The sequence below is a fragment of the Microbacterium sp. CFH 31415 genome (assembly GCF_022538185.1).
GTDB lineage: Bacteria > Actinomycetota > Actinomycetes > Actinomycetales > Microbacteriaceae > Microbacterium.
In genome coordinates, this window is sequence record NZ_JAKYXC010000001.1 from 12,634 (window position 1) to 34,360 (window position 21,727).

Genomic DNA, 21,727 nt, shown 5'->3' on the forward strand with positions numbered 1-21,727 from the left:
AGGCTGGGAGATCGGTCAGCACCGGCCCGCATGTCGGCGCGCTACGCTCGGAGGATGCCGGGACGGTCGCGCTTCGAGGGCCCGAGCGATCTGCACCTGCACTCGGCCCTCTCCGACGGCACCGAATCGCCCGCGCAGGTCATGGCGGCCGCGCACCGGCACGGGCTGCGCACCGCCGCGCTCACCGACCACGACACCACGTCGGGATGGGCGGAGGCGGCCGAGGCCGCGGCATCCCTCGGTATGACCTTCCTCCCCGGGATGGAGCTCTCCGCGCGCCACGAGTGGCGCAGCGTGCACGTCCTCGCGTACCTCGTCGATCCGGACGACGAGGCGCTGCGCGCGATGACCGACAAGATCCGCTCCTCGCGGCTCGACCGCGCGCGGGTCATGGCCGACCGGATCGCGCGCGACTATGACCTGGGGTGGGACGACATCGTCGCGCAGACGACCGACGGCGCCACCGTGGGGCGTCCGCACATCGCCGATGCGCTCGTCGCGCGAGGCCTGGTTCGCGACCGCGCCGAGGCGTTCTCAAGCATCCTGAGTCCCGGCGGCGACTACTACGTCGCCCTGTACGCGCCGGATCCGGTCACGGCAGTCGGGCTCGTCGTCGGCGCCGGGGGAGTCCCGATCATCGCGCACCCCGCGGGTCGCGCCGGCCTGCTGCCCGCGCATCTGACCGATCGCATGCTCGGCGCCGGTCTCGCGGGATTCGAGCTGGGGCATCGTGAGAACCGCGCGTCCGGCATCCGTTCGCTGCGCACGCTGTGCGAGGAGCGCGATCTGATCATCACCGGATCGAGCGACTACCACGGCCTCGGCAAGCCGAACCAGCCCGGGGAATACACAACCGACGACGCCATGGTCGCGCGGATCATCGAGGCAGGAACAGGAAGCGCCCCCGTCTACCCGTGAGGGGGACGAGGGCGCTCACCGTGTGGAGAGCGGATGCCTCAGCCGAGCGCCTTCGCCTTGAGGGCGTCGAACTCGGCCTGGGTGATCGTGCCCGCGTCGAGGAGCGCCTTGGCCTTGGCGATCTCGTCGGTCGCGCTCGTGCCGCCGGCCACGGACTTGATGTAGGAGTCCTGAGCCGCCTGAAGCTGCTTCGCCTCGGCCGCTCCGCGACGGGCCATGCCGTTGCCGCGGGCGATCAGGTACACGAGCAGCGTGAGGAACGGGACGAAGATCAGGAAGATGATCCACAGGGCCTTCCACCACCCGCTGAGCTCGTGATCGCGGAAGAGGTCGCCGATCACGGCGAACAGCGCGAAGAGGTAGGCGACGAACACGAAGACCCAGAGGAACCACCAGATGAGGTCGCCGAGGGAACCCCAGAACCCCTGATACTCGTAGCCGGTCGTGACCGCGTCGATGAATCGCACGATGAGTGCCTTTCTGAATGCGAGGTGCGGCGCGAAGTGCGCCGCTTGCGCTCACGATAGCGCCCGGCCGCGTCGGAATCACGCGATTGGACGCGGATGTCGCCGTGCGTCGGTCGCCACGTGGGCGGTCGCGTGGGCCCACCCCGATCAGCGCGCGCCGCGGCTGGCGCGGCGCGCGTGACGAAGGTCAGGCGCTGGCGGGGGCGCCGCCGCCCGAAGCGGACGAGCCGCCGCGGCGACGGCGACGCCGGCGCGGAGCGGGCTTGCCGTCGTGGTGCTCCTTGCCGCCTCCGTCGTGCGTTCCGCCGCCCTCGGCAGGGCGCTCGCCCTGGACGGCAGGGGCGTGGCCGCCACCATGCGTGGCCGCAGATCCGCCGGAGCGGCGACGGCTGCGCCGACGCGCGGTGCCGTCGCCGTCGGCGCCGTCACGAGGTGTGGCATCCTGCGTCTTGACGGCCTGCGTCTTGGGCGCCGTGGCGATGCGGCCCTTGGTGCCCGCAGGGATGTCGAGGTCGGAGTAGAGGTGAGGGCTGGACGAGTAGGTCTCGACCGGCTCGGGCTGGCCGAACTCGAGCGCGCGGTTGATGAGCGCCCACTTGTGCAGGTCGTCCCAGTCGACGAACGTCACCGCGATGCCGGTCTTGCCGGCGCGGCCAGTGCGGCCGGCGCGGTGCAGGTACGTCTTCTCGTCGTCGGGGATCGTGTGGTTGATCACGTGCGTGACGTCGTCGACGTCGATGCCGCGCGCGGCGACGTCGGTGGCGATGAGCACGTCGCGCTTGCCGGCCTTGAAGCCCGCCATCGACCGCTCGCGCGCCTCCTGGCTCATGTCGCCGTGTACGGAGGCGGCGTTGAAGCCGCGGTCGCTGAGCTCGTCGGACAGCTTCTGCGCAGCGCGCTTGGTGCGCGTGAAGATCACGGTCTTGCCTCGGCCCTCGGCCTGCAGGATGCGGGCGATGACCTCGTCCTTGTCGAGCGAGTGAGCCCGGTAGACGAGGTGCTTGATGTTCGCCTGCGTGAGACCCTCGTCGGGATCGGTCGCGCGGATGTGGATCGGGTTCGACATGAACCGGCGTGCGAGGGCGACGATCGGGCCCGGCATGGTGGCTGAGAAGAGCTGGGTGTGACGCACGGCCGGCACCTTCGAGAAGATCTTCTCGATGTCGGGCAGGAAGCCGAGGTCGAGCATCTTGTCGGCCTCGTCGAGCACGACCTCGGTCGCGTTCGACAGGTCGAGCAGTCGCTGGTTGTTGAGGTCGATGAGTCGGCCGGGCGTGCCGACGACGATCTGCGCGCCGGCCTTGAGCTGGTCGATCTGGCCCTCATAGGCCTTGCCGCCGTAGATCGCGACGACGCTCGTCGCACGACCCGAGGTCAGCATGTCCATGTCTTCGTAGACCTGGACGCACAGCTCGCGGGTGGGGACCACGATGAGGGCCTTGACGCCCGGCTCGGGGTTCTGGCCGAGGCGCTGCACCACGGGGATGCCGAAGCCGAACGTCTTGCCGGTGCCGGTCTTGGCCTGCCCGATGATGTCCTGGCCGGGGAGGCCGAGGGGGATCGTCTGCTCCTGGATGGGGAAGGCATCGACGATGCCCTTGTGTGCGAGGACATCGACGATGTCCTGGTCGACGCCGAGTTCGGCGAAGGTCGTCACGATATGAGCCTGTCCGGCAGTGAGATGCTGCCTGGTCCGTGCCCTGGCGCGGTGATCATCGACGCCGCGCGGGCGGAAGTGCGGTCCACGCCCTCTCTCAGCCACAGGCGCGGGAGCCCCCGATCCGATGCCGGGGACGTCACCACGATACCGGAGGAGGGCGCCGGAGGGCATTTCGGACGGTTCGGAGGAGAGCGGATGCCGCGCCCGGCGCCGCGCGACCCTAGGCTGTAGCCCGTGGTGAAGTGGTTCTGGCAGCGTCGGGAACCCGGGCGGAAGCTGCAGCTCCGCTCGAGGGAAGACCTCGGCGACGCGACGCGCGTCGACTTCGAGGAGCTCGCGCCCGACATCGACACGTTCCTCGGCCAGGCCGCCTATCTGCAGCTCGGCTACTTCGAGACGCTGAGCGAGCTCATCGCGCTGACGCCGGAGCTCTCCGACAAGGAGTCGCTCTCGCGCGCCGCCGGCGCCGCGCTGACCAAGCACGAGGAGCTCGTGGCGCTCATCCGCGAGCGCGGAGACGACCCCACCGACCTGATGCTGCCGTTCCGCGAGCCGCTGGACGCGTTCCGGGGGGCGACGCACGGTGTGCGGGCACCCGAGACGATGCTGTCGGTGCACATCACGGCGGGCATGCTGGACGACTTCTACCTGGCGCTGTCGGCGAGCTATGCCGACACCGGGCGACGGGTCGCCCGCATCCTGCGCGCCGACGACGACCGCGACGCGATCGTCGACATCATCGGCCGGACGATCGAGAGCGATCCGGAGTGGAAGTCCCTGCTCGCGCTGTGGGGGCGGCGGCTCGTGGGGGACACGCTGCTCATCGCCCGGGCCGCGCTGCGGCCCGTGACGCTGCGCGTGGCAGACGAAGCGAAGGTCGAGCCGGTGTTCACCGAGCTCATGGCAGCGCACTCGCGCCGCATGGACGCGATGGGCCTCGCGGCCTGAGGCGCTCGACGGCGCCCTCCGTGGGGTGCGCGGGGAGTCAGCCGATCCGGAGGCGCGCACGCTCGCTGGCGTCGTGCGCCACGCGCATGCGCGCGAGAACCACCAGCACGGGGTAGGTGACGACCACCGGCGCGACGAACATCGACAGCCACAGCCACACGCTGTCGATGCCCACGCCCGCCCACGTGAGGATCGTCCACACCAGTCCGGCCGCGAACGCGCCGAGCGCCGGGCCGATCACGACGCCGCGCGTCGAGCGGTGGGCGACGAGGAAGTGCGCGGCGAGGCCGAGCACGGCGCCGACGATGATCGCGAGGATGATCTGCATCGGCGGGTCAGGCGACGAAGCCGACGCGGCGGGACTCCTCGGTCCCGAGCTCGATGTACGCCAGGCTCGCGGTGGGAACGATGTAGCTGTTCCCCTTGTTGTCGGCGAGCGTGAGGTGCGTGGCACCGGCGTCGAGCGCCGCAGCCACGGACTTCTTCACGTCGGCCGCAGCCTCGTTCGTCTCGAAGTTGAGCTCGCGTCCGGTGTTCGCGATGCCGATGCGGATCTCCACGTGACTGCCTCTCTCCCACTGCGCGGCCGAGTTCCCCGGCGCATGGCAACTCTACGACACGGCCGCACGCGCCCAGGTCGTCCGTCGCTCGCTGTCGGCGAACGGCGGTGTCGTGAGTCCGCGCTACGGTCGAGGGCATGGTGTTGCGGGACGGATCCAGTGCGACGGCCGCGCTGGACGATCCCCAGCGCGTCGTCGTCGAGCTGGCGGGCGATGCCTCCGGCGTCGTCGTGGGGGCGCCCGGCACCGGCAAGACGACAGCCCTCGTCGCCCGCGTGGCCGCCCTCGTCGGCCGAGGCGTCGACCCCGACGCGATCCTCGTGCTGACACCCACGCGGCAGACGGCGACCGCCCTCCGCGACCGGCTCGCGCTCGCCGTCGGGCGCGCCACGTCCGGCCCGCTGGCCCGGTCGGTGGCGTCGTTCGCCTTCCAGCTCGTGCGCGCGAACGCGGTGGCCGTCGACGCCGATCCGCCGCAGCTGCTGACGGGGGGCGACGAAGACCAGCTCATCGGCGACCTGCTCGACGGCGATGCCGAGGACGAGCGGGAGACCAGCAGGTCGCGCTGGCCGGAGTGGCTGGGCGCAGGCATCCGCTCCACTCCCGGGTTCCGCACCGAGGTGCGCACCTTCCTCGCGGAGTGCACGACGCTCGGCATCGAACCGGGGCCGCTGCGGGCGCTCGGCGAGCAGCACGACCTGCCGGTCTGGGTCTCGCTCGCGTCCTTCGCGGGCGAGTACCACGAGGTGCGTGCGGGCATGCGGGGCGCGCACCGCGATGCGGCGGGTCTCGTGCGGGAAGCGGTCGGACTCCTGCGCACGGCGGGCGACGGCATCCCTGCCATCGACCGGCTGCGAGCGATCCTCGTCGACGACGCGCAGGAGCTCACCCTCGGCGGCGTCGAGCTGCTCGAGGCAGCGCGCGGTCGCGGGATCCCGGTGGTCGCGTTCGGCGATCCCGACGTCGGCGCCGGATCGTTCCGCGGCGCCACGCCTGAGAACTTCGCGCGACTCGCGGCGAGTCTCGGGGCGGTGTCCGTCCTCGACACGCGCCACCGCGGCACGCCCTGGCAGGGCGACCTCGTGCGGCGGGTCACGCAGCGCATCGGCGCCGTCGGCGTCGTCGCGCACCGTGGCGCAGCCACCGGCGCCGAGCCCGACGATTCCGTGCGTGCTCTGCTGCTGAGGTCGCCGGCCGAGGAGTACGACGCGATCGCCCGGCTGCTGCGCGAGCGCCACGTGCACGACGGCGTGCCGTGGAGGCGCTGCGCCGTGATCGCCCACGACACCCGGCAGGTCGCGGCGCTCGAGGCCGAGCTGTCGGCGCGCGAGGTTCCCGCCCGTTCGAGCGGCCCCGGCCGTGCCCTCGGTGCGCTCACACCGGTGAACGATCTGCTGCGGCTGATCGAGCTCGCCGCCGGTGACGACCGCACCTTCGACGACGTGTCGGCTGCGCTGCTGGGCACGTATGGCCGTCTCGACCCGATCGAGCTGCGCCGTCTCCGCTCCGCGCTGCGACACGCCGAGCTCGCTGCGGGGGGAGAGCGGTCGGGCCGCGACCTGCTGGTGTCGGCGATGTCCCAGCCGCTCGAGTTCGACCTGGTCGACACCCGCGAAGCCCGCCGGGCGGCGGCCCTCGCCCGCACGCTCGCCTTCCTGCGCGAAGAGCTCGACCGCGGCGCGACCGCGCACGAGCTGCTCTGGGCGGCATGGGATCGCAGCGGACTGCAGCGCGTGTGGTCCGAGCTGGCGCGCGGCCACGGTCCCCTCGCCGAGCAGGCGAATCGCGATCTCGACGCCGTGGTCGCGCTGTTCCAGGTCGCCAAGCGCTTCGTCGAGCGGTCGCTCGACGCCGACCCGCGGGTGTTCGTGCGCGGCATCCTCGACTCCGACGTGGCCGAAGACCGGCTAGCCGCGCCCGTCCGCGACGACACCGTGCAGCTGCTGACGCCCGCGGGCGCGCTGGGGCTGGAGTTCGACACCGTCGTCGTCGCCGGCGTGCAGGACGGCATATGGCCGAACACGCGCCTGCGCGGGAGCCTGCTCGAGACGTGGCGGCTGGCGGATGCCGCGACCCGCACCGGCGAGGCGGCAGCGGGCGTCTTCGACCGGCGCCGCTCCGCGATGCACGACGAGCTGCGGCTGCTCGTGCGCGCGCTGTCGCGTGCGACGCAGCGTGTGGTCGTGACGGCCGTCGACGACGACGACACCGGACCCAGTGTGTTCTTCGAGTTCCTCCCCGACCCTGAGCGTCACACCGTCGATCACCCGCTGTCGCTGCGCGGGCTCGTCGCCCGCCATCGGCGTGTGCTCACCGACGGGGCGAGCCGGGGAAGCGCAGCGCACGCCGCCGGGCAGCTGGCGCTGCTGGCCGACGCGGGCGTGCCTGGCGCCGCGCCGGGCGAGTGGTACGGCGTGCCGCGGCCGACATCGACCGGTCCGCTGCGCGACCTCGAGAAGGAAGACGTGCGCGTCTCGCCCTCGCGCCTCCACACGCTCGAGGAGTGCGAGCTCAACTGGGTGATCGGAGACTTCGGCGGTGATCCGGGCGGCACGACGGCCGGGCTCGGCACGATCATCCACGCGGCGCTCGAGCATGCGGCCGACTCGACCGAGGAGAGCCTGTGGGCCGAGGTGGAGGCGCGCTGGAGCGAACTCGCGTTCGAGGCGGACTGGCGCGACCGGTCCGAGAAGACACGGGCGAGGGATCTGGTGCGACGCCTGCACCTCTACCTGCGCCGATTCGAGGCGTCGGGCGGAACGCTCATCGGCGCCGAACCCCACTTCGAGGTGGCGATCCCGCTCGACGACGCCGAGGCGTTCGAGCACGGTGCGATCCTGTCGGGCTACATCGACCGCGTCGAGCTCACACCCGAAGGCACGGTGGTGATCATGGACCTCAAGACGGGCAAGCGCGAGCCGCAGACGAATGCGAAGGTCGTCGACAACCCGCAGCTCGGCGCCTATCAGCTGGCGTTCGAGGCAGGTGCGATCCCGGCGGCCGTCGGACATGCGCCGGGCGGTGCGAAGCTGCTGGTGCTGCGGCCGACCGCCACCCGATCCGACTACGCCGAGCCGTGGCAGCCGCCCTTCGACGACGAGCGCCGCGAGGCCTTCCTCACCCGCATCCGGCACGCGGTCACGACCATGCGCGGTGTGTCGTTCGCCGCGCCTTACGAGGAGCACTGCCGTGACGACCATTCGTACGGGCTGTGCCGCATCCACACGATCGGGGCGGTGAGCGCGTCGTGATCACCGACCAGTCCGTGTCTGCGCCCGCGGCGGCGGACCCCGCGACCGCGCCGCTGCCCGCTCGGGTGATCGCCGCCGCACTGGGCCAGTTCCCGCCGACCGACGAGCAGACCGCGGTGATCGAGGCGCCGCTCTCCCCGGCGCTGGTCGTTGCGGGTGCCGGCAGCGGCAAGACCGAGACCATGGCCTCGCGGGTCGTGTGGCTCGTCGCGAACCGGCTCGTGCGCCGCGACGAGGTGCTCGGGCTCACGTTCACGCGAAAGGCGGCCGGTGAGCTCGCGGAGCGCATTCAGCGTCGGCTGGCGCGCCTGAGCGAGTTCGAGCGACGCGGACTGGTGGGTTTCCTTCCCGCACTCCACGAGGCGGGGCGCCTCGACGTCTTCGCCGAGCTCGAACGCGCGGGCGGCGATGGGGCACGGGCCACGACGGCACGCCACGAGGCCATGGACGCGCTCGCCCGGCTGGTCGGCGCGGAGCCGCAGGGGGCTGACGACGACGCGCTCCTGCACCGGCCGACGGTGTCGACCTACAACAGCTTCGCCGACCAGATCGTGCGCGAGCACGCGGTGCGGATCGGGCGGGATGCCGAGTCCGCCGTCATGTCGGAGTCGGCGGCGTGGCTGCTGATGCGGCGGGTGGTGTTCGGTTCCGACGATCCGCGGCTCGAGACGCGTGGCGAGGCCGTGCGGAGCATCATCGACGGCGCACTGCGCATCGCCCGCGACGGCGTCGACAACCTCGTGGACCTCGATGAGCTCGCCGCGTTCCCCGCGAGCTTCCAGCGAGTGATGGATCTCCCGTCGACGAACGCGCGCACCGTCGTCTACGCCGAGGTGGCCGAGGCGAACGAGAAGGTCGCGGCGCTGTCGCTGCTGGCCGATCTTGCACGCGACTACGCTGCCGAGAAGCGACGCATCGGCGTGATCGACTTCTCGGACCAGGTCGCCGGCGCGCTCGAAGTGGTCGCCGGGCACCGCGCCGTCGCCGACGAGCTGCGCGACCGCTATCGGGTGGTGCTGCTCGACGAGTACCAAGACACGTCGGTGGTGCAGACAGACCTGCTGTCCTCGCTGTTCGCGGGTACGGGGGTCATGGCGGTCGGCGACCCCCATCAGGCGATCTACGGGTGGCGCGGTGCGAGCGCGGGCAACCTCGGCGGATTCGCCGCGGCGTTCTCCCCGTCTGGGGAGTGCGCGGAGTACTCGCTGCTCACGAGCTGGCGCAACAGCGCCGACGTGCTCACCGCCGCGAACGCCGTACTCGCCCCGCTCGCCGCCTCGGCCGCCGTGCGCGTCCAGGAGCTGCGTGCGCGGCCCGGCGCCCCCGCCGGCGCGGTCGAGACCGCGTTCGATCCCGATCTCGACTCCGAGGCCGATCGCGTCGCAGAGTGGTTCGCGCGAGTCCGAGCCGACCGCGCCCGGGCCGGACTGGCGACGACCGGTGCCGTGCTCTTCCGCAGCAAGAAGCACATGGTGCGCTTCGGTGACGCGCTGGGGCGGCGCGGCATCCCCCATCGGATCCTCGGGCTCGGCGGACTGCTGTCCACGCCCGAGGTGGTCGACGTGGTGAGCGCGCTCCGGGTGGTCAGCGACCCGAGCGCGGGCTCCGCGCTCATCCGTCTGCTGTCGGGGCCGCGGTGGTCCATCGGACTGCCCGACCTGCGAGAGCTCGCTGCGCTCGCCCGGCGCATCGCACGCCACGACGCGGCGCTGCAGCCACTCGCTCCCGAGGTCGTCGAGCGCATCCGCTCCGGTGCGGGCGACGACGACGGCTCTCTCGTCGACGCGCTCGACTTCGTGCTCCGGCATCCCGCCGACCACGGCTGGCTGGCCGGCTTCACCGCCGCGGCGCGCGAGCGCCTCCGCGAGGCCGGCGCCGTCTTCGCGGGTCTGCGGCAGGCCGTCGGCATGCCGATCCCCGAACTCGTGCGGCTGATCGAGATCGAGCTGCGGCTCGACGTCGAGCTCGCGGCGAACGAGGCCCGCGGCCCGGCGCGCATCGCGAGCGCCCAGCTGCGCGCGTTCGTCGACGAGCTGCACGCCTTCCTCGCGGCGGACGAGTCGGGCTCGCTGTCGAGCCTGCTCGCGTGGCTGGATCACGCCGAGCAGCTCGACGAGTTCGCTCCGCGCACCGAGCCGCCTGAAGACGACGTCGTGCAGCTCCTGACGATCCACGGTTCCAAGGGACTGGAGTGGGATGCCGTCGCCGTGGTGCGCCTCGTGAAGGACGAGCTGCCCAGCGCGCCCCGCGACACCAGGGGCTGGCTCGGGTTCGGGGTGCTGCCGTACGCGTTCCGCGGGGATGCGGCGTGGCTCCCCGCGCTCGCGTGGCGCGGGGCCGGCACGCAGCAGGAGCTCAAGACGGCCCTCGAGGATTTCGTCGCGGCCAACCGCGCGCGGCAGCTCGAAGAGGACCGCCGGCTCGCCTACGTCGCGGTCACCCGTGCCCGTGACCATCTGCTGCTGACCGGGTCGACGTGGTCCGGCACGAAGCGCCCGCGTGAGCGGAGCACGTTCTTCACCGAGATCGCCGCGGCCCTGGAGCACGAGCTGCCGAGTGACGAGCCGGGGGAGAACCCGTACCTCGGCGAGCGTCGCATGCTCCAGTGGCCGATCGATCCGCTCGGCTCTCGTCGCGCGGTGGTCGAGCGCGCCGCCTCCGCGGTCGAGGCCGCGCTGTCCGCTCCGCGACCGGCGCCCGACTCGGACGTGGCGCTGCTGCTCGCCGAGCGTGAGGCCCGGCGTGCCCCGGCGACGCAGGACGCGCCGACGCGCATCGCGGCCTCCCGCTACAAGGAGTTCGTCTCCGACTACGAGGGCACCGTCGCTGCGATCGCCCGGCCGCTGCCCGAGCGCCCGTTCCGGCAGACGCGCCTCGGCACGCTGTTCCACGCATGGGTCGAGCAGCGCGCCGGCACGCCGGGCCTCGGCGGGTCGATCGACGATGCGCTGTGGGAGTCCGACGACGACCTGCCCGGCACCGAATCCTCCGCCGAGGACGCCGCGGCGCTCGACGTGCTGCAGGCGCGATTCCTCGCCTCGGAGTGGGCGCCCCTGCGCCCGCTCGAGGTCGAGACCGAGATCGACTTCACCATGACCGGCCTCGACGGCCGTCCGCACGTCGTGATCTGCAAGCTCGACGCCGTCTACCGTCGCGACGACCGCGGCGGCAGGATCGAGATCGTCGACTGGAAGACGGGCGCGGCTCCACGCACCGATGCCGAGAAGGAGGAGCGGATGCTGCAGCTCGAGCTCTACCGGCAGGCGTATCACACCAAGCACGGCGTGCCTCTGGAGGAGATCGACGTGGCGCTGTACTACGTCGCGGCCGACCTCGTGCTGCGGGGCTGACCTCGCCGACAGGCTACGGCGCGAGCCAGCGGCGCAGCGCGGCCTCGGATGCTCGCTCGGCCTCCGCCGCGGCGTCGCCGTCGTGGCTCGTGTCGTGGGCGTCACCGGTGTCGGCGATGTCGGCGGTGCGCACGGGGTCCCCGGTCACGATGTCGATCGGCGAGGTCGACAGGTCATCGGCATGCCATGCCCCGGAGGCCGCGCGCTGCTCGGGAACCTGCCCCGGCCCGGCGTCCCCGAGATCGATCTCGGCGGTGTCCTCGGGCTCGCGGTCAGCGGGGTCGCCGTCGGTCGAGACCCACAGCGACAGCTCCTCCGGGTCGTACGCATCGGTGTGCATCGACGTGTCGACGGCCGCCGCCGACGCCTCGGGCATGCGGTCGAGAAGGGCGATGGCATCGTCGACGCCGAGCGGGGCATCCGTCACGATGTCGTCGCCGGCCACCCCCGTCGCCAGCGTCTCGAGCAGCTCGACCGCGTCGTCGACGACCTCGTCGCGGCCGGATTCGTGGCCGTGCACCAGCCACGACGCGAACTCCAGTTCGGCGTACAGCCGGGCGCGCTCACGTGCGCGGGCATCGGGGGCGCGCCCGCTGCCGGCGACGTACGCCGCGTAGACGTCGTCGGCCGCCGCAGGTGCGGAGGCCAGCCACTGCAGGTCGGTCGCCGGGTCGCCGACGGACAGGCCGTGCCACTCGAGCAGACCGGTCACCTGCGGCACGCCCTCGACGTCCTCGAAGAGGAACGACGCCGCGCCTGCTCCGCCGAGCACGACGGCGGACTCGAAACGCCACAGTTCGTCGTTGTCGATCGCCCGCTGCCAGCGATCGGCGAGCGCCACGGGCAGACGCCGAGTCGCCTGTGCGCGGTCGACCAGACGGGCGGTGTCGGTGCGGACCTGCTGCGGGGTGCGCACGGGCAGGCCCTCGGTGCGGACGATCGACAGCGGGAGGGCGTGCAGAGCCGCCAGTGCAGCGCCGAGCGACGTGGCGGCACCGCGGCCGGGCGGCAGGTGTGCGGCGTCGACGCGGTACCCCGGCAGGAAGTCGACGACCACGGCACGGGCGTCGCCGAGGCCGGTCTCGCCGAGCAGCTCGGGAGCGCGGAACGGCAGTAGACCCCGCACGCCGGGCGTGAGGGCGCGGAGAGCGCGCACCTCGGCCGCGAGCTCCGGCGAGACGGCTGCGTCTGCGGGGACGCGGACGACGACGCGGCGGCCGTCGTCGAGTTCGGCGACGGCGGAGTCGTAGCGCCCGACGGTGCCCTCGGTGAGTTCGCCGACCCCGACGACGCCGACCCGGGGCAGTGCCGATGTCACGGACGCGGCTAGAGTGAAGGGTGAGCGTGCCATGTGCCCAGGGTAGGTCGGTCGCGCTCGTCCATCCCCGCGCCACGCCCTTGCTGGAGTTCCTCGATGACGGCGTCCGACAGCACGCGGCTCCCGCCGCTCGCCGCCGCAGCGGTCGACCGCGCGCCCGATGAGCGCGCGACGCCCGGTCTGATCGAGACCGCTCGAGCCGATGCCGCGACCCGGGTGCTCGTGCTCGCGGGCGACGCCGCCCCGCTCGCCGGAACCGCCGAACTGCGCTGGGTCGCGCCCGATGCGGTGCCCCCCGGCGCGGAGTGGGCGCTCCTCGGCCGCGACGAGGCCGGCGGCGCGCTGCTGACCGCCGTGTTCGAGAAGGCCGAGACGAAGCCGTTCGACAACCCCGGCGGGTGGGCCGGTCTGCGCGCGATCGGCGGCGCTCTGGCGCCGCATGACGCGGGGGCGTTCGTCGAGGCGCTGAGCCTCGGGCGCTGGCTGCTCGAAGCAAGGTTCTGCCCCGCCTGCGGCGCCCTGACGATGCTCGCCGACGCCGGGTGGTCACGCCGCTGCCCTTCGTGCGGCCGACAGCACTTCCCCCGCACGGATCCCGCGGTCATCGTCGCGATCACCAGTGCGCAGGATCCCGATCTGCTGCTGCTCGGGTCGAACGCCCTCTGGGGTGCTGAGCGGTTCTCGTGCTTCGCGGGTTTCGTCGAGGCGGGGGAGTCGCTCGAGGCGGCGGTGCAGCGCGAGGTCGCCGAGGAGTCCGGCATCCAGGTAGCAGCCGTGGAGTACCGTGGCTCGCAGGCATGGCCGTATCCGCGGTCGCTCATGCTCGGGTTCCTCGCGACGGCTTCCGATGACGACGCCGCACGTGCCGACGGCGAGGAGATCGCCGCGGTGCGGTGGTTCAGCCGCGACTCCATCGGGGCGGCGCTCGCGGGTGAGGGTGACGTGGTGCTGCCAGGCCGCGCCTCGATCGCTCACCGGCTGATCAGCGACTGGTACGCGGGGGTGGAATGAGCCGGGCGCTCGCGGGTCTCGATGAGAGCCAGCTCGAAGCGGTGCGCTCGCTGCGCGGACCGCTCGTCGTGCTGGCCGGAGCCGGAACCGGGAAGACCCGTGTGATCACGCACCGGATCGCGCACGGCGTCGACACCGGCGCCTACTCGCCCGGACGTGTCATGGCGGTGACCTTCACCGCCAAGGCCGCGGGCGAGATGCGGGGCCGCCTGCGCGCGCTGGGTGTCGAGGGCGTCGCCGCGCGCACGTTCCACGCGGCCGCCCTTGCACAGCTGAACTACTTCTGGCCGACGCTCGCCGGCGACACCGCACCCGGAATCGTCGACAACAAGGTGCGGCTGCTCGCGCATGCGGCCGACGGCATCGGATTGAACCCCGATACCGCGACGCTGCGCGACGCGGCCAGCGCGATCGAGTGGCGCAAGGTCTCGATGCTGAGCATCGACGACTACGCGTCAGCTCGGCCGCAGGGCATCGGCCGCATGTCGGTCGACCAGGTCGTCGCACTCCAGCGGGCGTACGAGAAGCTCAAGGACGAGCGGCGCCAGCTCGACTTCGAGGACGTCCTGCTCGCGTGCGCCGGCATGCTCGAGGCCGAGCCCCACGTCGCGCGCGCGGTGCACGAGCAGTATCGCCACTTCACGGTCGACGAGTTCCAGGACGTCTCGCCGCTGCAGCACCGCCTGCTCGCGCTGTGGCTCGGCGACCGCCGCGACCTGTGCGTCGTGGGCGACGCAAGTCAGACCATCTATTCGTTCGCCGGCGCCGATGCGCGCTTCCTGCTCGAGTTCTCCGCACGGCATGACGATGCACGCGTCGTGCGTCTCGAGACGAACTACCGATCGGATGCCGCGATCCTCGGCGTCGCCAACGAGCTCATGCGCGACCGCCCAGGCGCCCTGCACCTGGTCGCGGCACCGGGACGGCCCGCGGGAGCCGAGGCACCTACGGTCGCCGCGTTCGTCGACGACGACGAGGAGGCGCGCGCCGTCGCCGCGCGCATCTCCGGCCAGATCGCGTCGGGGATCGATCCGCGGCAGATCGCGGTGCTGTACCGGGCGCACGCCCAGTCCGCGGAGCTCGTGCGGGCGCTCGCCGACGCGGGCATCGCGTCGACGGTGCTCGGCGGTCGCCGGTTCTTCGACCTGCCCGAAGTGCGGCAGGGGATCATGGCGCTGCGCGGGGCCTCCGTCGCGCCGATCGAGGGCGGGTTCGTCGACACCGTGCGCGATGTGCTGCGCTCGCTCGGTCTGACCGACGAGCCGCCGCAGGCGGGTGGTGCCCTGCGCGATGCGTGGGAGCTGCGAGCCGCGCTGCTGCGGCTCGCCGAGGAGGCGCCGCCGGGAACCACGCTGCGCGAGTTCACCGACGAGCTGACGGCTCGGGCGCGCAGCCACGACGAGCCCGCGCTGCGCACCGTGACACTCGCCACGATCCATGCCTCCAAGGGTCTCGAGTGGGATCACGTGCACCTCGTCGGCATGGCCGAGGGGCTGCTGCCCATCGCCTACGCGACGACGTTCGACCAGGTCGATGAGGAGCGGCGTCTCGCCTACGTCGGAATCACGCGGGCCGCGCGTACGCTCTCGGTGTCGTGGGCTCGAGGCGTGCGGGATCGCCAGCCGTCGCGCTTCCTGCGAGAGATCGGCAACGGCACTCTTCGTGCGGTCGGTGCTTCCGGACGCCCCGCCGCAGCGACCCGGCGTGGAGCGTCAGGGAGCGCGTCCTCGGGCGGGGCGGACACGACTCGGCGCCGGTGATCAATCGCGCGGCCACGATCCCCGCTTCCCACAGAGTCGAGGCGTCGACGGCGGGCAGCGGTCGCCCGAGAAGCTGCGCTGCGATGACCGGCCACGCCGGGTCGTCGTCGCGTCGGTGTGCGGCGACGCACGCCAGGCACGCGGTGGCCCCCGGCGTCACGTAGGGTCCGACCTCGGCGCCCGTGGCGGTGAGGACGACGGGGAGATGCGGACGGTCGTCGGCCATGAGCGCCGCGGCGAACGACGGGGCGACGAGATGATGCGCCACGACGACCACGGGCGCGGCTCCCGAGGGCGCTCCAGGCGGGTCGAACGGATCTGCGGTGGCGACCTCGCACCCCGCCAGGCTGAGCGCTGCCGCCACCGCGTCGACATGCGCGCGCGGGAGGTGGCCGACCGCCTGCACGATCACGCGCGGGTGCGGGGGAGCGGCCGACGCGAACACGTCGCCCATGCGCGAGACGAACTCCTCGGCGGCGCGGGCATCGGCACCGAGCGCCACGGCGAACGGGACCGCGGCCTGATCGGGGATGCCACGCTCGAACTCGCGCACGAGCCGTTGCTGCCAGGGCGCAGGGTCATCCAGCACGAGCACCGGCTCGTGCCCGAACTGAAGGGTCGTCGGCGTGCGCCACAGCGGGGGATGGGCGGGATCGATCCGGAGCATCCCCTGATTCTGATGACACTGCGCCACCGCCGGGAGGTTTCCACAGCCGCGGCCGCGGCACCCCGGTCACAGGGGCTTCTGGGGAGGAACGGGCGCCCTGATCACACCGGCCGGTGGTCGTCCGGCGCGGCGCCCTGGTCGTCGGCGTCGCCGTCGTCCCGGGTCTCGCCGGCCAGAAGCCGCGCGAGCGCGTCGTCCAGCTCGTCGGGTGCCGGCTGCTCGCCGCGTGCACGTGCCTCCAGGCGCGCCACCAGGCCCGCGGGATCGTCGATGTCGTCCGCGCCGGGCATGAGGTCGGGGTAGTCCCACAGTGCGTCGCGGGCGGCCGGGCCGACGGCATCCGTCACCGCTCGCCACATCGCAGCTGCCTCACGCATCCGACGCGGACGCAGCTCGAGCCCGACCAGCGAGCCGAGCGCGCGCTCGGCCGGGCCGCCGACGGCACGCCGGCGGCGAACCGCCTCGGCGATGCGGTCGGCCGAAGGGAGGCGTGACGTCGCCTGCTCGGTGACGACCTCGACCCAGCCCTCGATGGTGGCGAGGAGGTTCTCGAGGCGCGTGAGCGCCGTGTTCTGGGCCTCGGAGCGCGCGGGCAGCAGGGCGCCGCTCTCGAGCGCGCGGCGCAGCTCGTCGGGCTCCGACGGGTCGAAGCGGGACGCGAGGTCTTCGAGCGCGTCGGTATCGACGTGGACCCCGCGCGCGAAGTCGGTCACCTGCGAGATGACGTGCAGGCGCAGCCATCGAGCGTGGCGGAACAGCCGCGCGTGAGCGAGCTCGCGCGTGGCGACGTAGAGCGCCAGCTGGTCGTCGGGCACCTCGAGGTCGCGCCCGAAGTCGGCGAAGTTCTGGGGGAGGATCGCGGCGTGGCCGTCGGGCATGAGCGGGATGCCGACATCGCCACCGCTCACCACCTCCTTCGAGAGGCTGCCCACGACCTGGCCCAGCTGCGACGCGAAGAGGGACCCGCCGACGGTGCGCATGAGGCGACCGGCGCCCTGCACGAGGCCCTGCATGTCTTCGGGGGCGTTCTGGCCGAGCGCGGACGTCAGCGCATCGGCGATGCTCGTGGCCACCGGTTCGGCGAGCTGCTGCCACACCGGCATGGTCGACTCGACCCAACCGCCGCGGGTGAGAGTCTGGGGCTGCTCGGCGAGCTCCGAGATCGTGGTCGCCTCGCTCAGCCACAGCGAGGCGAGCGCGAAGGCCTGATCGAGGTCGGTGCGCTGACCGGTGGTCACCCCGAGGCCGTCCTGGTTGGCGATGTGCAGTGCCTGGCGCTGCGCGAGGTCCCATGAGATGCCGGTCTCGCCGCCGCCCGTGAACGCGCCCTGGAGGTGCTGCATCACGGTCTGCATCATCGCCGGGTCGATGTTCATCCCCGACAGGGCGGAGAGCTGCTCCGGGTCGAGCCCACCGGATCCGCCGAACAGCTGGCGGATCAGCTCTTGGAACTCTTCCTCGGGACTGCGATCGTCGTCTGCCACTTCAGCCGCCTTTCAGCCGGTTCATGACGTCGCGCTCTACGCTAGTCGCAGCATCCATCGCACTCCCCGGCAGAGCCTCGAACGCCTTACGCCGGTCGCGAACGACCAGGCAGAGAGAGGTCCCGCGTGGCCCTGTTCGACGAGAACGTCACGATCACGCCCTCACCGCGGCGTCGCATGTCGCGCGGCACGCTGGTCGGCGTCTGGGCGCTGGCCATCGCGCTGGTCGTCCTGCTGGTCATCACGTTCCTGCCCACGTCGTACGTGATCCAGCGCCCCGGCCCGGTGTACAACACCCTCGGCACGGCCGAGTCGGCCGACGGGGACGAGGTCCCGCTCATCTCCGTCGAGGGTGCCGAGACCTTCGAGACGGACGGCGCGCTCGACCTTCTTACCGTGCAGGTCGTAGGCAACCGCGAGCGCACGCCGTCGTGGTTCGAGCTCGCGCTCGCGTGGTTCGACCCGAGCAAGGCTGTGCTGCCCCTCGACGCCGTGTTCCCCGAGGGCACGACCACCGAGGACCGCAACGCCGAGAGCGCGCAGATGATGGTCGACTCGCAGCAGGAGGCCACCGCCGCCGCACTCACCGAGCTCGGCTACGACGTCGGCGCCCGGATCTCGGTGCACTCCATCCTCGAGGACTCGGCCGCCGAGGGCGTGCTCGAGGAGGACGACGTGATCGTCGCCGCAGACGGCGAGCCGGCGACGGATGCCGCGGCCCTGCGGAAGATCGTGAACGACGCCGGCGGGGCTCCGGTCGAGCTGCTCATCGACCGCGACGGCGAGGAGCAGACGGTCTCCATCACGCCGAAGGAGACCGAGGTCGACGGCGAGAAGACGCTCCTCCTCGGCGTCAACCTCATCACCGACTACGACTTTCCGATCGACGTCACGATCCAGCTCAACAACGTGGGCGGCCCGAGCGCCGGCATGATGTTCGCGCTCGGCATCATCGACACCCTCACGCCGGACCAGCTCAACGGCGGTCAGAACGTCGCGGGCACCGGGACGATCACGGCAGACGGCGAGGTGGGGCCGATCGGCGGCATCCGTCAGAAGCTGTTCGGTGCGAAGGATGCGGGCGCCGAGTGGTTCCTCGCACCGGAGGCGAACTGCGACGAGGTCGTGGGTCACGTCCCCGACGGTCTGCAGGTCTTCGCGGTCGAGACTCTCGACGACGCGCTGGACGCCCTCGAGGCGGTGCGCGACGGCGGCGACGTCGATGCGCTGCCGACCTGCACGGCGGGCTGATCCGGATCGCATAACCGCGCACGGATGTTCGGGGAGTACGCCCAGGGCGGACTCGGCGGCCGCCCAGATCCGCGCGCCTAGGATGGGACGGTGACCACGACCTCGGCGCCGACCCCGGCCACACCCTCCCGCTCCCGACGTGTCATCGCGATCTCGCTCGCGATCATCGCCGCCCTCGTGGTGGCGTTCTTCGCGTTCGCGAACCTGTACGCCGACTTCCTCTGGTACGACCAGCTCGGATTCGACTCGGTGCTGATCACCCAGTGGGTCGCGCGCGTCGTGATGTTCGTCGTCGGCTTCCTCGGGATGGCGGTGCCCGTGTGGCTCGCCATCCAGCTCGCCTACCGACTCCGCCCGGTCTACGCGCGGCTGAGCTCTCAGCTCGACCGCTACCAGGAGGTCGTCGAGCCGCTGCGTCGCCTCGCCATGTGGGGGATCCCCGTCTTCTTCGGCTTCTTCGCCGGGTTCGCGGCATCCGCTCAGTGGGAGACGACCTGGCTGTGGTTCAACGGCGTCGCCACCGATGTCGTCGACCCCGAGTTCGGCCTCGACACGGGCTTCTACCTCTTCGCCATGCCGTTCTACAGCGCGCTCGTCGGCTTCGTGTCGGCCGTGCTGCTGGTGTGCCTCCTCGTCACCGCGCTGGTGTCGTACCTGTACGGCTCAGTGCGGGTCGGTCAGCGCGAGCTGCGCATCTCGAAGTCGGCGCGCATCCAGCTCGCGGTGATCGCGGGCCTCTACCTGCTGGTTCAGGGCGCGAGCCTGTGGCTCGACCGCTACAAGACGCTCGTCGAGCCGGGCGACCGCATCACCGGCCCGGGCTACACCGGCGTGAACGCGATCATCCCCGGGCAGACGATCCTCGCGTTCGCCGCGGTCATCGTCGCCCTCCTCTTCTTCGTCACGGCGATCATCGGCCGCTGGCGCTACCCGCTCATCGCCACGGCTCTTCTCGTGGTCTCGGCGATCGTGCTGGGCATCGGCTACCCGTGGGTGGTCAACACGTTCCAGGTGCAGCCCAACCGCTTCGCCCTCGAGCAGGACTACTACCAGCGCAACGTCGACATGACCCACGAGGCGTACGGCGTGGACGGTCTGGAGAAGCAGGACTTCCAGGCGGTGACGGATGCCGAGGCCGGCCAGCTGCGTGAAGACGCGGCCACAACCGCCCAGATCCGCATCATGGACCCGGCGATCATCTCGCCGACCGTGCGCCAGCTCGAGCAGTATCGCGGCTACTACCAGTTCCAGAACCCGCTGGACGTCGACCGCTACGACATCGACGGTGTCTCGCAGGACACCGTGGTGTCGGTGCGTGAGCTCGATCTCGCGGAGCTCGGCGCCGCCGCCGACTGGCAGAACTCCGCGGTCGTGTACACGCACGGCTACGGCCTCGTCGCCGCGAAGGGCAACGACCGCACGGGCGACGGCGACCCCGTCTTCCTCGAGCGCGGCATCCCCGCCTCCGGCTTCCTGTCGGATCAGGAGGACTTCCAGCCGCGCGTGTACTTCGGCGAGTACTCGCCGACCTACTCGATCGTCGGCGCGCCCGAAGGGTCCGAGCCGGTCGAGCTCGACTACCCGACCGGCGGCGACGGCGGCGGCGAGGTCAAGACCACGTTCGTGGGCGACGGTGGACCGAGCATCGGCAGCGTCTTCAACCGCCTGATCTACGCGCTCAAGTTCCAGGCCGAGCAGATCCTCTTCTCGGACTATGTGAACGAGGACTCGCAGATCCTCTACGATCGCGACCCGCTGACCCGCGTGCAGAAGGTCGCGCCCTACCTGACGCTCGACAGCGACCCGTACCCCAGCGTGGTCGACGGCCGGATCGTGTGGATCATCGACGGCTACACGCTGAGCGCCAACTACCCGTACTCGTCGACCGTGAGCCTCGCCTCGGCGATCTCCGACTCGTCGAACCCGGCGCCGCGCTTCGCGCTCGACGACATCAACTACATCCGCAATTCGGTGAAGGCCACGGTCGACGCCTACGACGGCTCGGTCACGCTCTACGCGTGGGACGAGGAGGACCCGGTCCTGCAGTCGTGGCAGAACGTGTACCCGACCACGGTCGAGCCGATCAGCGAGATGTCGGCCGAGCTCATGAGCCACGTGCGCTATCCGACCGATCTGTTCAAGGTGCAGCGCACAGTGCTCGGCATCTACCACGTCGACGACGCCCGCTCGTTCTACCAGAGCGACAATCGCTGGCAGACGCCGAACGATCCGCAGGCCGACTCGCAGCTGCAGCCGCCGTACTACCTGACGATGCAGATGCCGGGGCAGGACAACCCGACGTACTCGATGTTCACCTCCTTCATCCCGTCGTCCACGGGCGGGAACGCACGCAACGTCCTGATGGGCTACCTCGCCGTGGACTCGAACGCCGGAGCCGAGGCGGGCAAGAAGGCCGCCGACTACGGCAAGCTGCGGATGCTGGTGATCGACGCCGACACGACGGTGCCCGGTCCCGGCCAGGTGCAGAACACCTTCAACGCCGATCCGCTGGTGTCGTCGCAGATCAACCTGCTGAAGCAGGGTCAGTCCGACGTGCTCAACGGAAACCTGCTGACCCTCCCGGTCGGCGGCGGACTGCTCTACGTGCAGCCTGTCTTCGTGCAGTCGTCGGGTGCCACCAAGCTCCCGACCCTGCAGAAGGTGCTGGTGTCGTTCGGCAACGACATCGCCTTCGAGGACACCCTCAACGAGGCGCTGGACGCTCTGTTCGGCGGTGATTCCGGCGCGGCGGCCGGCGATGACGACGTCGCGCCGACGCCGGGGGCGACCCCGACGCCGGGCGCCACCCCGACGCCGGGCGCCACCCCCGAGCCGGGGACGCCCACCGTGCCGTCCGACGAGTACCAGGCGGCGCTCCAGGACGCGCAGGAGGCGATGCTGGCGCGTGAGGCGGCCCTGAAGGCCGGGGACCTCGCCGCCTTCGCCGAGGCCGATGAGAAGCTCACCGCCGCGGTCGAGAAGCTCATCGAGCTCGGCGCGCTGGAGCCGTAGACCGTCTGGGGCTCACCTGTCACGACACGCCGTCGGAGGGCGCACATCGTGACAGGTGAGCCGCTCGCCT

At 71.7% G+C, this 21,727-nt stretch carries 14 protein-coding genes; 8 read left to right on the forward strand and 6 right to left on the reverse strand.

Features of this window, described 5'->3' with window-relative positions:
* Positions 1 to 54 precede the first annotated feature (54 nt).
* Complete coding sequence (locus tag MK786_RS00075; protein ID WP_241110234.1) at positions 55 to 918, forward strand: PHP domain-containing protein; 864 nt, start codon at positions 55 to 57, stop codon at positions 916 to 918.
* 38 nt (positions 919 to 956) lie between these two features.
* Here MK786_RS00075 and MK786_RS00080 read toward each other — a convergent pair whose 3' ends face one another.
* Together MK786_RS00080 and MK786_RS00085 are read right to left on the reverse strand one after the other, a co-directional pair.
* A complete protein-coding gene (locus MK786_RS00080) occupies positions 957 to 1,385 on the reverse strand; it encodes an SHOCT domain-containing protein (protein WP_374200389.1) in 429 nt (142 codons plus the stop codon).
* Positions 1,386 to 1,572: 187 nt separating this feature from the next.
* Positions 1,573 to 3,042, reverse strand: a complete 1,470-nt coding sequence (locus MK786_RS00085) for a DEAD/DEAH box helicase (RefSeq protein ID WP_241110235.1) — start codon at positions 3,040 to 3,042, stop codon at positions 1,573 to 1,575.
* A gap of 237 nt (positions 3,043 to 3,279) precedes the next feature.
* Between MK786_RS00085 and MK786_RS00090 the strand changes: the two genes are divergently transcribed.
* Positions 3,280 to 3,993, forward strand: coding sequence for a ferritin-like fold-containing protein (locus MK786_RS00090; RefSeq protein WP_241110236.1), 714 nt, complete (start codon positions 3,280 to 3,282; stop codon positions 3,991 to 3,993).
* A gap of 37 nt (positions 3,994 to 4,030) precedes the next feature.
* On the opposite strand, the gene MK786_RS00095 is transcribed toward MK786_RS00090, so the two are convergent.
* Together MK786_RS00095 and MK786_RS00100 are read right to left on the reverse strand one after the other, a co-directional pair.
* Positions 4,031 to 4,321 carry a hypothetical protein gene (locus MK786_RS00095; RefSeq protein ID WP_241110237.1) on the reverse strand — a complete coding sequence of 97 codons (291 nt, stop codon included), beginning with the start codon at positions 4,319 to 4,321 and terminating at the stop codon, positions 4,031 to 4,033.
* Between the two features lie 7 nt (positions 4,322 to 4,328).
* On the reverse strand, positions 4,329 to 4,553 hold the full coding sequence (locus MK786_RS00100; RefSeq protein WP_241110238.1) for a DUF3107 domain-containing protein: 225 nt from the start codon (positions 4,551 to 4,553) through the stop codon (positions 4,329 to 4,331).
* 137 nt (positions 4,554 to 4,690) lie between these two features.
* Here MK786_RS00100 and MK786_RS00105 point away from each other — a divergent pair, with 137 nt between their 5' ends.
* Both MK786_RS00105 and MK786_RS00110 read left to right on the forward strand, forming a co-directional pair.
* Positions 4,691 to 7,804, forward strand: a complete 3,114-nt coding sequence (locus MK786_RS00105; RefSeq protein WP_241110239.1) for an ATP-dependent DNA helicase — start codon at positions 4,691 to 4,693, stop codon at positions 7,802 to 7,804.
* Positions 7,805 to 7,869: 65 nt separating this feature from the next.
* On the forward strand, positions 7,870 to 11,154 hold the full coding sequence (locus MK786_RS00110) for a UvrD-helicase domain-containing protein (RefSeq protein ID WP_374200391.1): 3,285 nt from the start codon (positions 7,870 to 7,872) through the stop codon (positions 11,152 to 11,154).
* A gap of 13 nt (positions 11,155 to 11,167) precedes the next feature.
* Here MK786_RS00110 and MK786_RS00115 read toward each other — a convergent pair whose 3' ends face one another.
* Positions 11,168 to 12,505 carry a phosphotransferase gene (locus MK786_RS00115; RefSeq protein ID WP_241110240.1) on the reverse strand — a complete coding sequence of 446 codons (1,338 nt, stop codon included), beginning with the start codon at positions 12,503 to 12,505 and terminating at the stop codon, positions 11,168 to 11,170.
* A gap of 63 nt (positions 12,506 to 12,568) precedes the next feature.
* Between MK786_RS00115 and nudC the strand changes: the two genes are divergently transcribed.
* Together nudC and MK786_RS00125 are read left to right on the forward strand one after the other, a co-directional pair.
* Complete coding sequence (nudC, locus tag MK786_RS00120; RefSeq protein WP_241110241.1) at positions 12,569 to 13,483, forward strand: NAD(+) diphosphatase; 915 nt, start codon at positions 12,569 to 12,571, stop codon at positions 13,481 to 13,483.
* On the forward strand, positions 13,480 to 15,243 hold the full coding sequence (locus MK786_RS00125) for an ATP-dependent helicase (RefSeq protein WP_241110242.1): 1,764 nt from the start codon (positions 13,480 to 13,482) through the stop codon (positions 15,241 to 15,243). The genes nudC and MK786_RS00125 overlap by 4 nt, the downstream gene beginning before the upstream one ends.
* Positions 15,244 to 16,011: 768 nt before the next feature.
* Here the strand turns inward: MK786_RS00125 and MK786_RS00130 are convergent.
* The gene (locus MK786_RS00130) at positions 16,012 to 17,394 is read right to left on the reverse strand and encodes a zinc-dependent metalloprotease (protein ID WP_241110243.1); all 1,383 of its coding nucleotides are present in this window, start codon (positions 17,392 to 17,394) and stop codon (positions 16,012 to 16,014) included.
* A 126-nt stretch (positions 17,395 to 17,520) separates the two neighbouring features.
* Here MK786_RS00130 and MK786_RS00135 point away from each other — a divergent pair, with 126 nt between their 5' ends.
* Both MK786_RS00135 and MK786_RS00140 read left to right on the forward strand, forming a co-directional pair.
* A complete protein-coding gene (locus tag MK786_RS00135; RefSeq protein WP_241110244.1) occupies positions 17,521 to 18,645 on the forward strand; it encodes a S16 family serine protease in 1,125 nt (374 codons plus the stop codon).
* Between the two features lie 90 nt (positions 18,646 to 18,735).
* Positions 18,736 to 21,657, forward strand: a complete 2,922-nt coding sequence (locus tag MK786_RS00140) for a UPF0182 family protein (protein ID WP_241110245.1) — start codon at positions 18,736 to 18,738, stop codon at positions 21,655 to 21,657.
* Positions 21,658 to 21,727 lie beyond the last annotated feature (70 nt).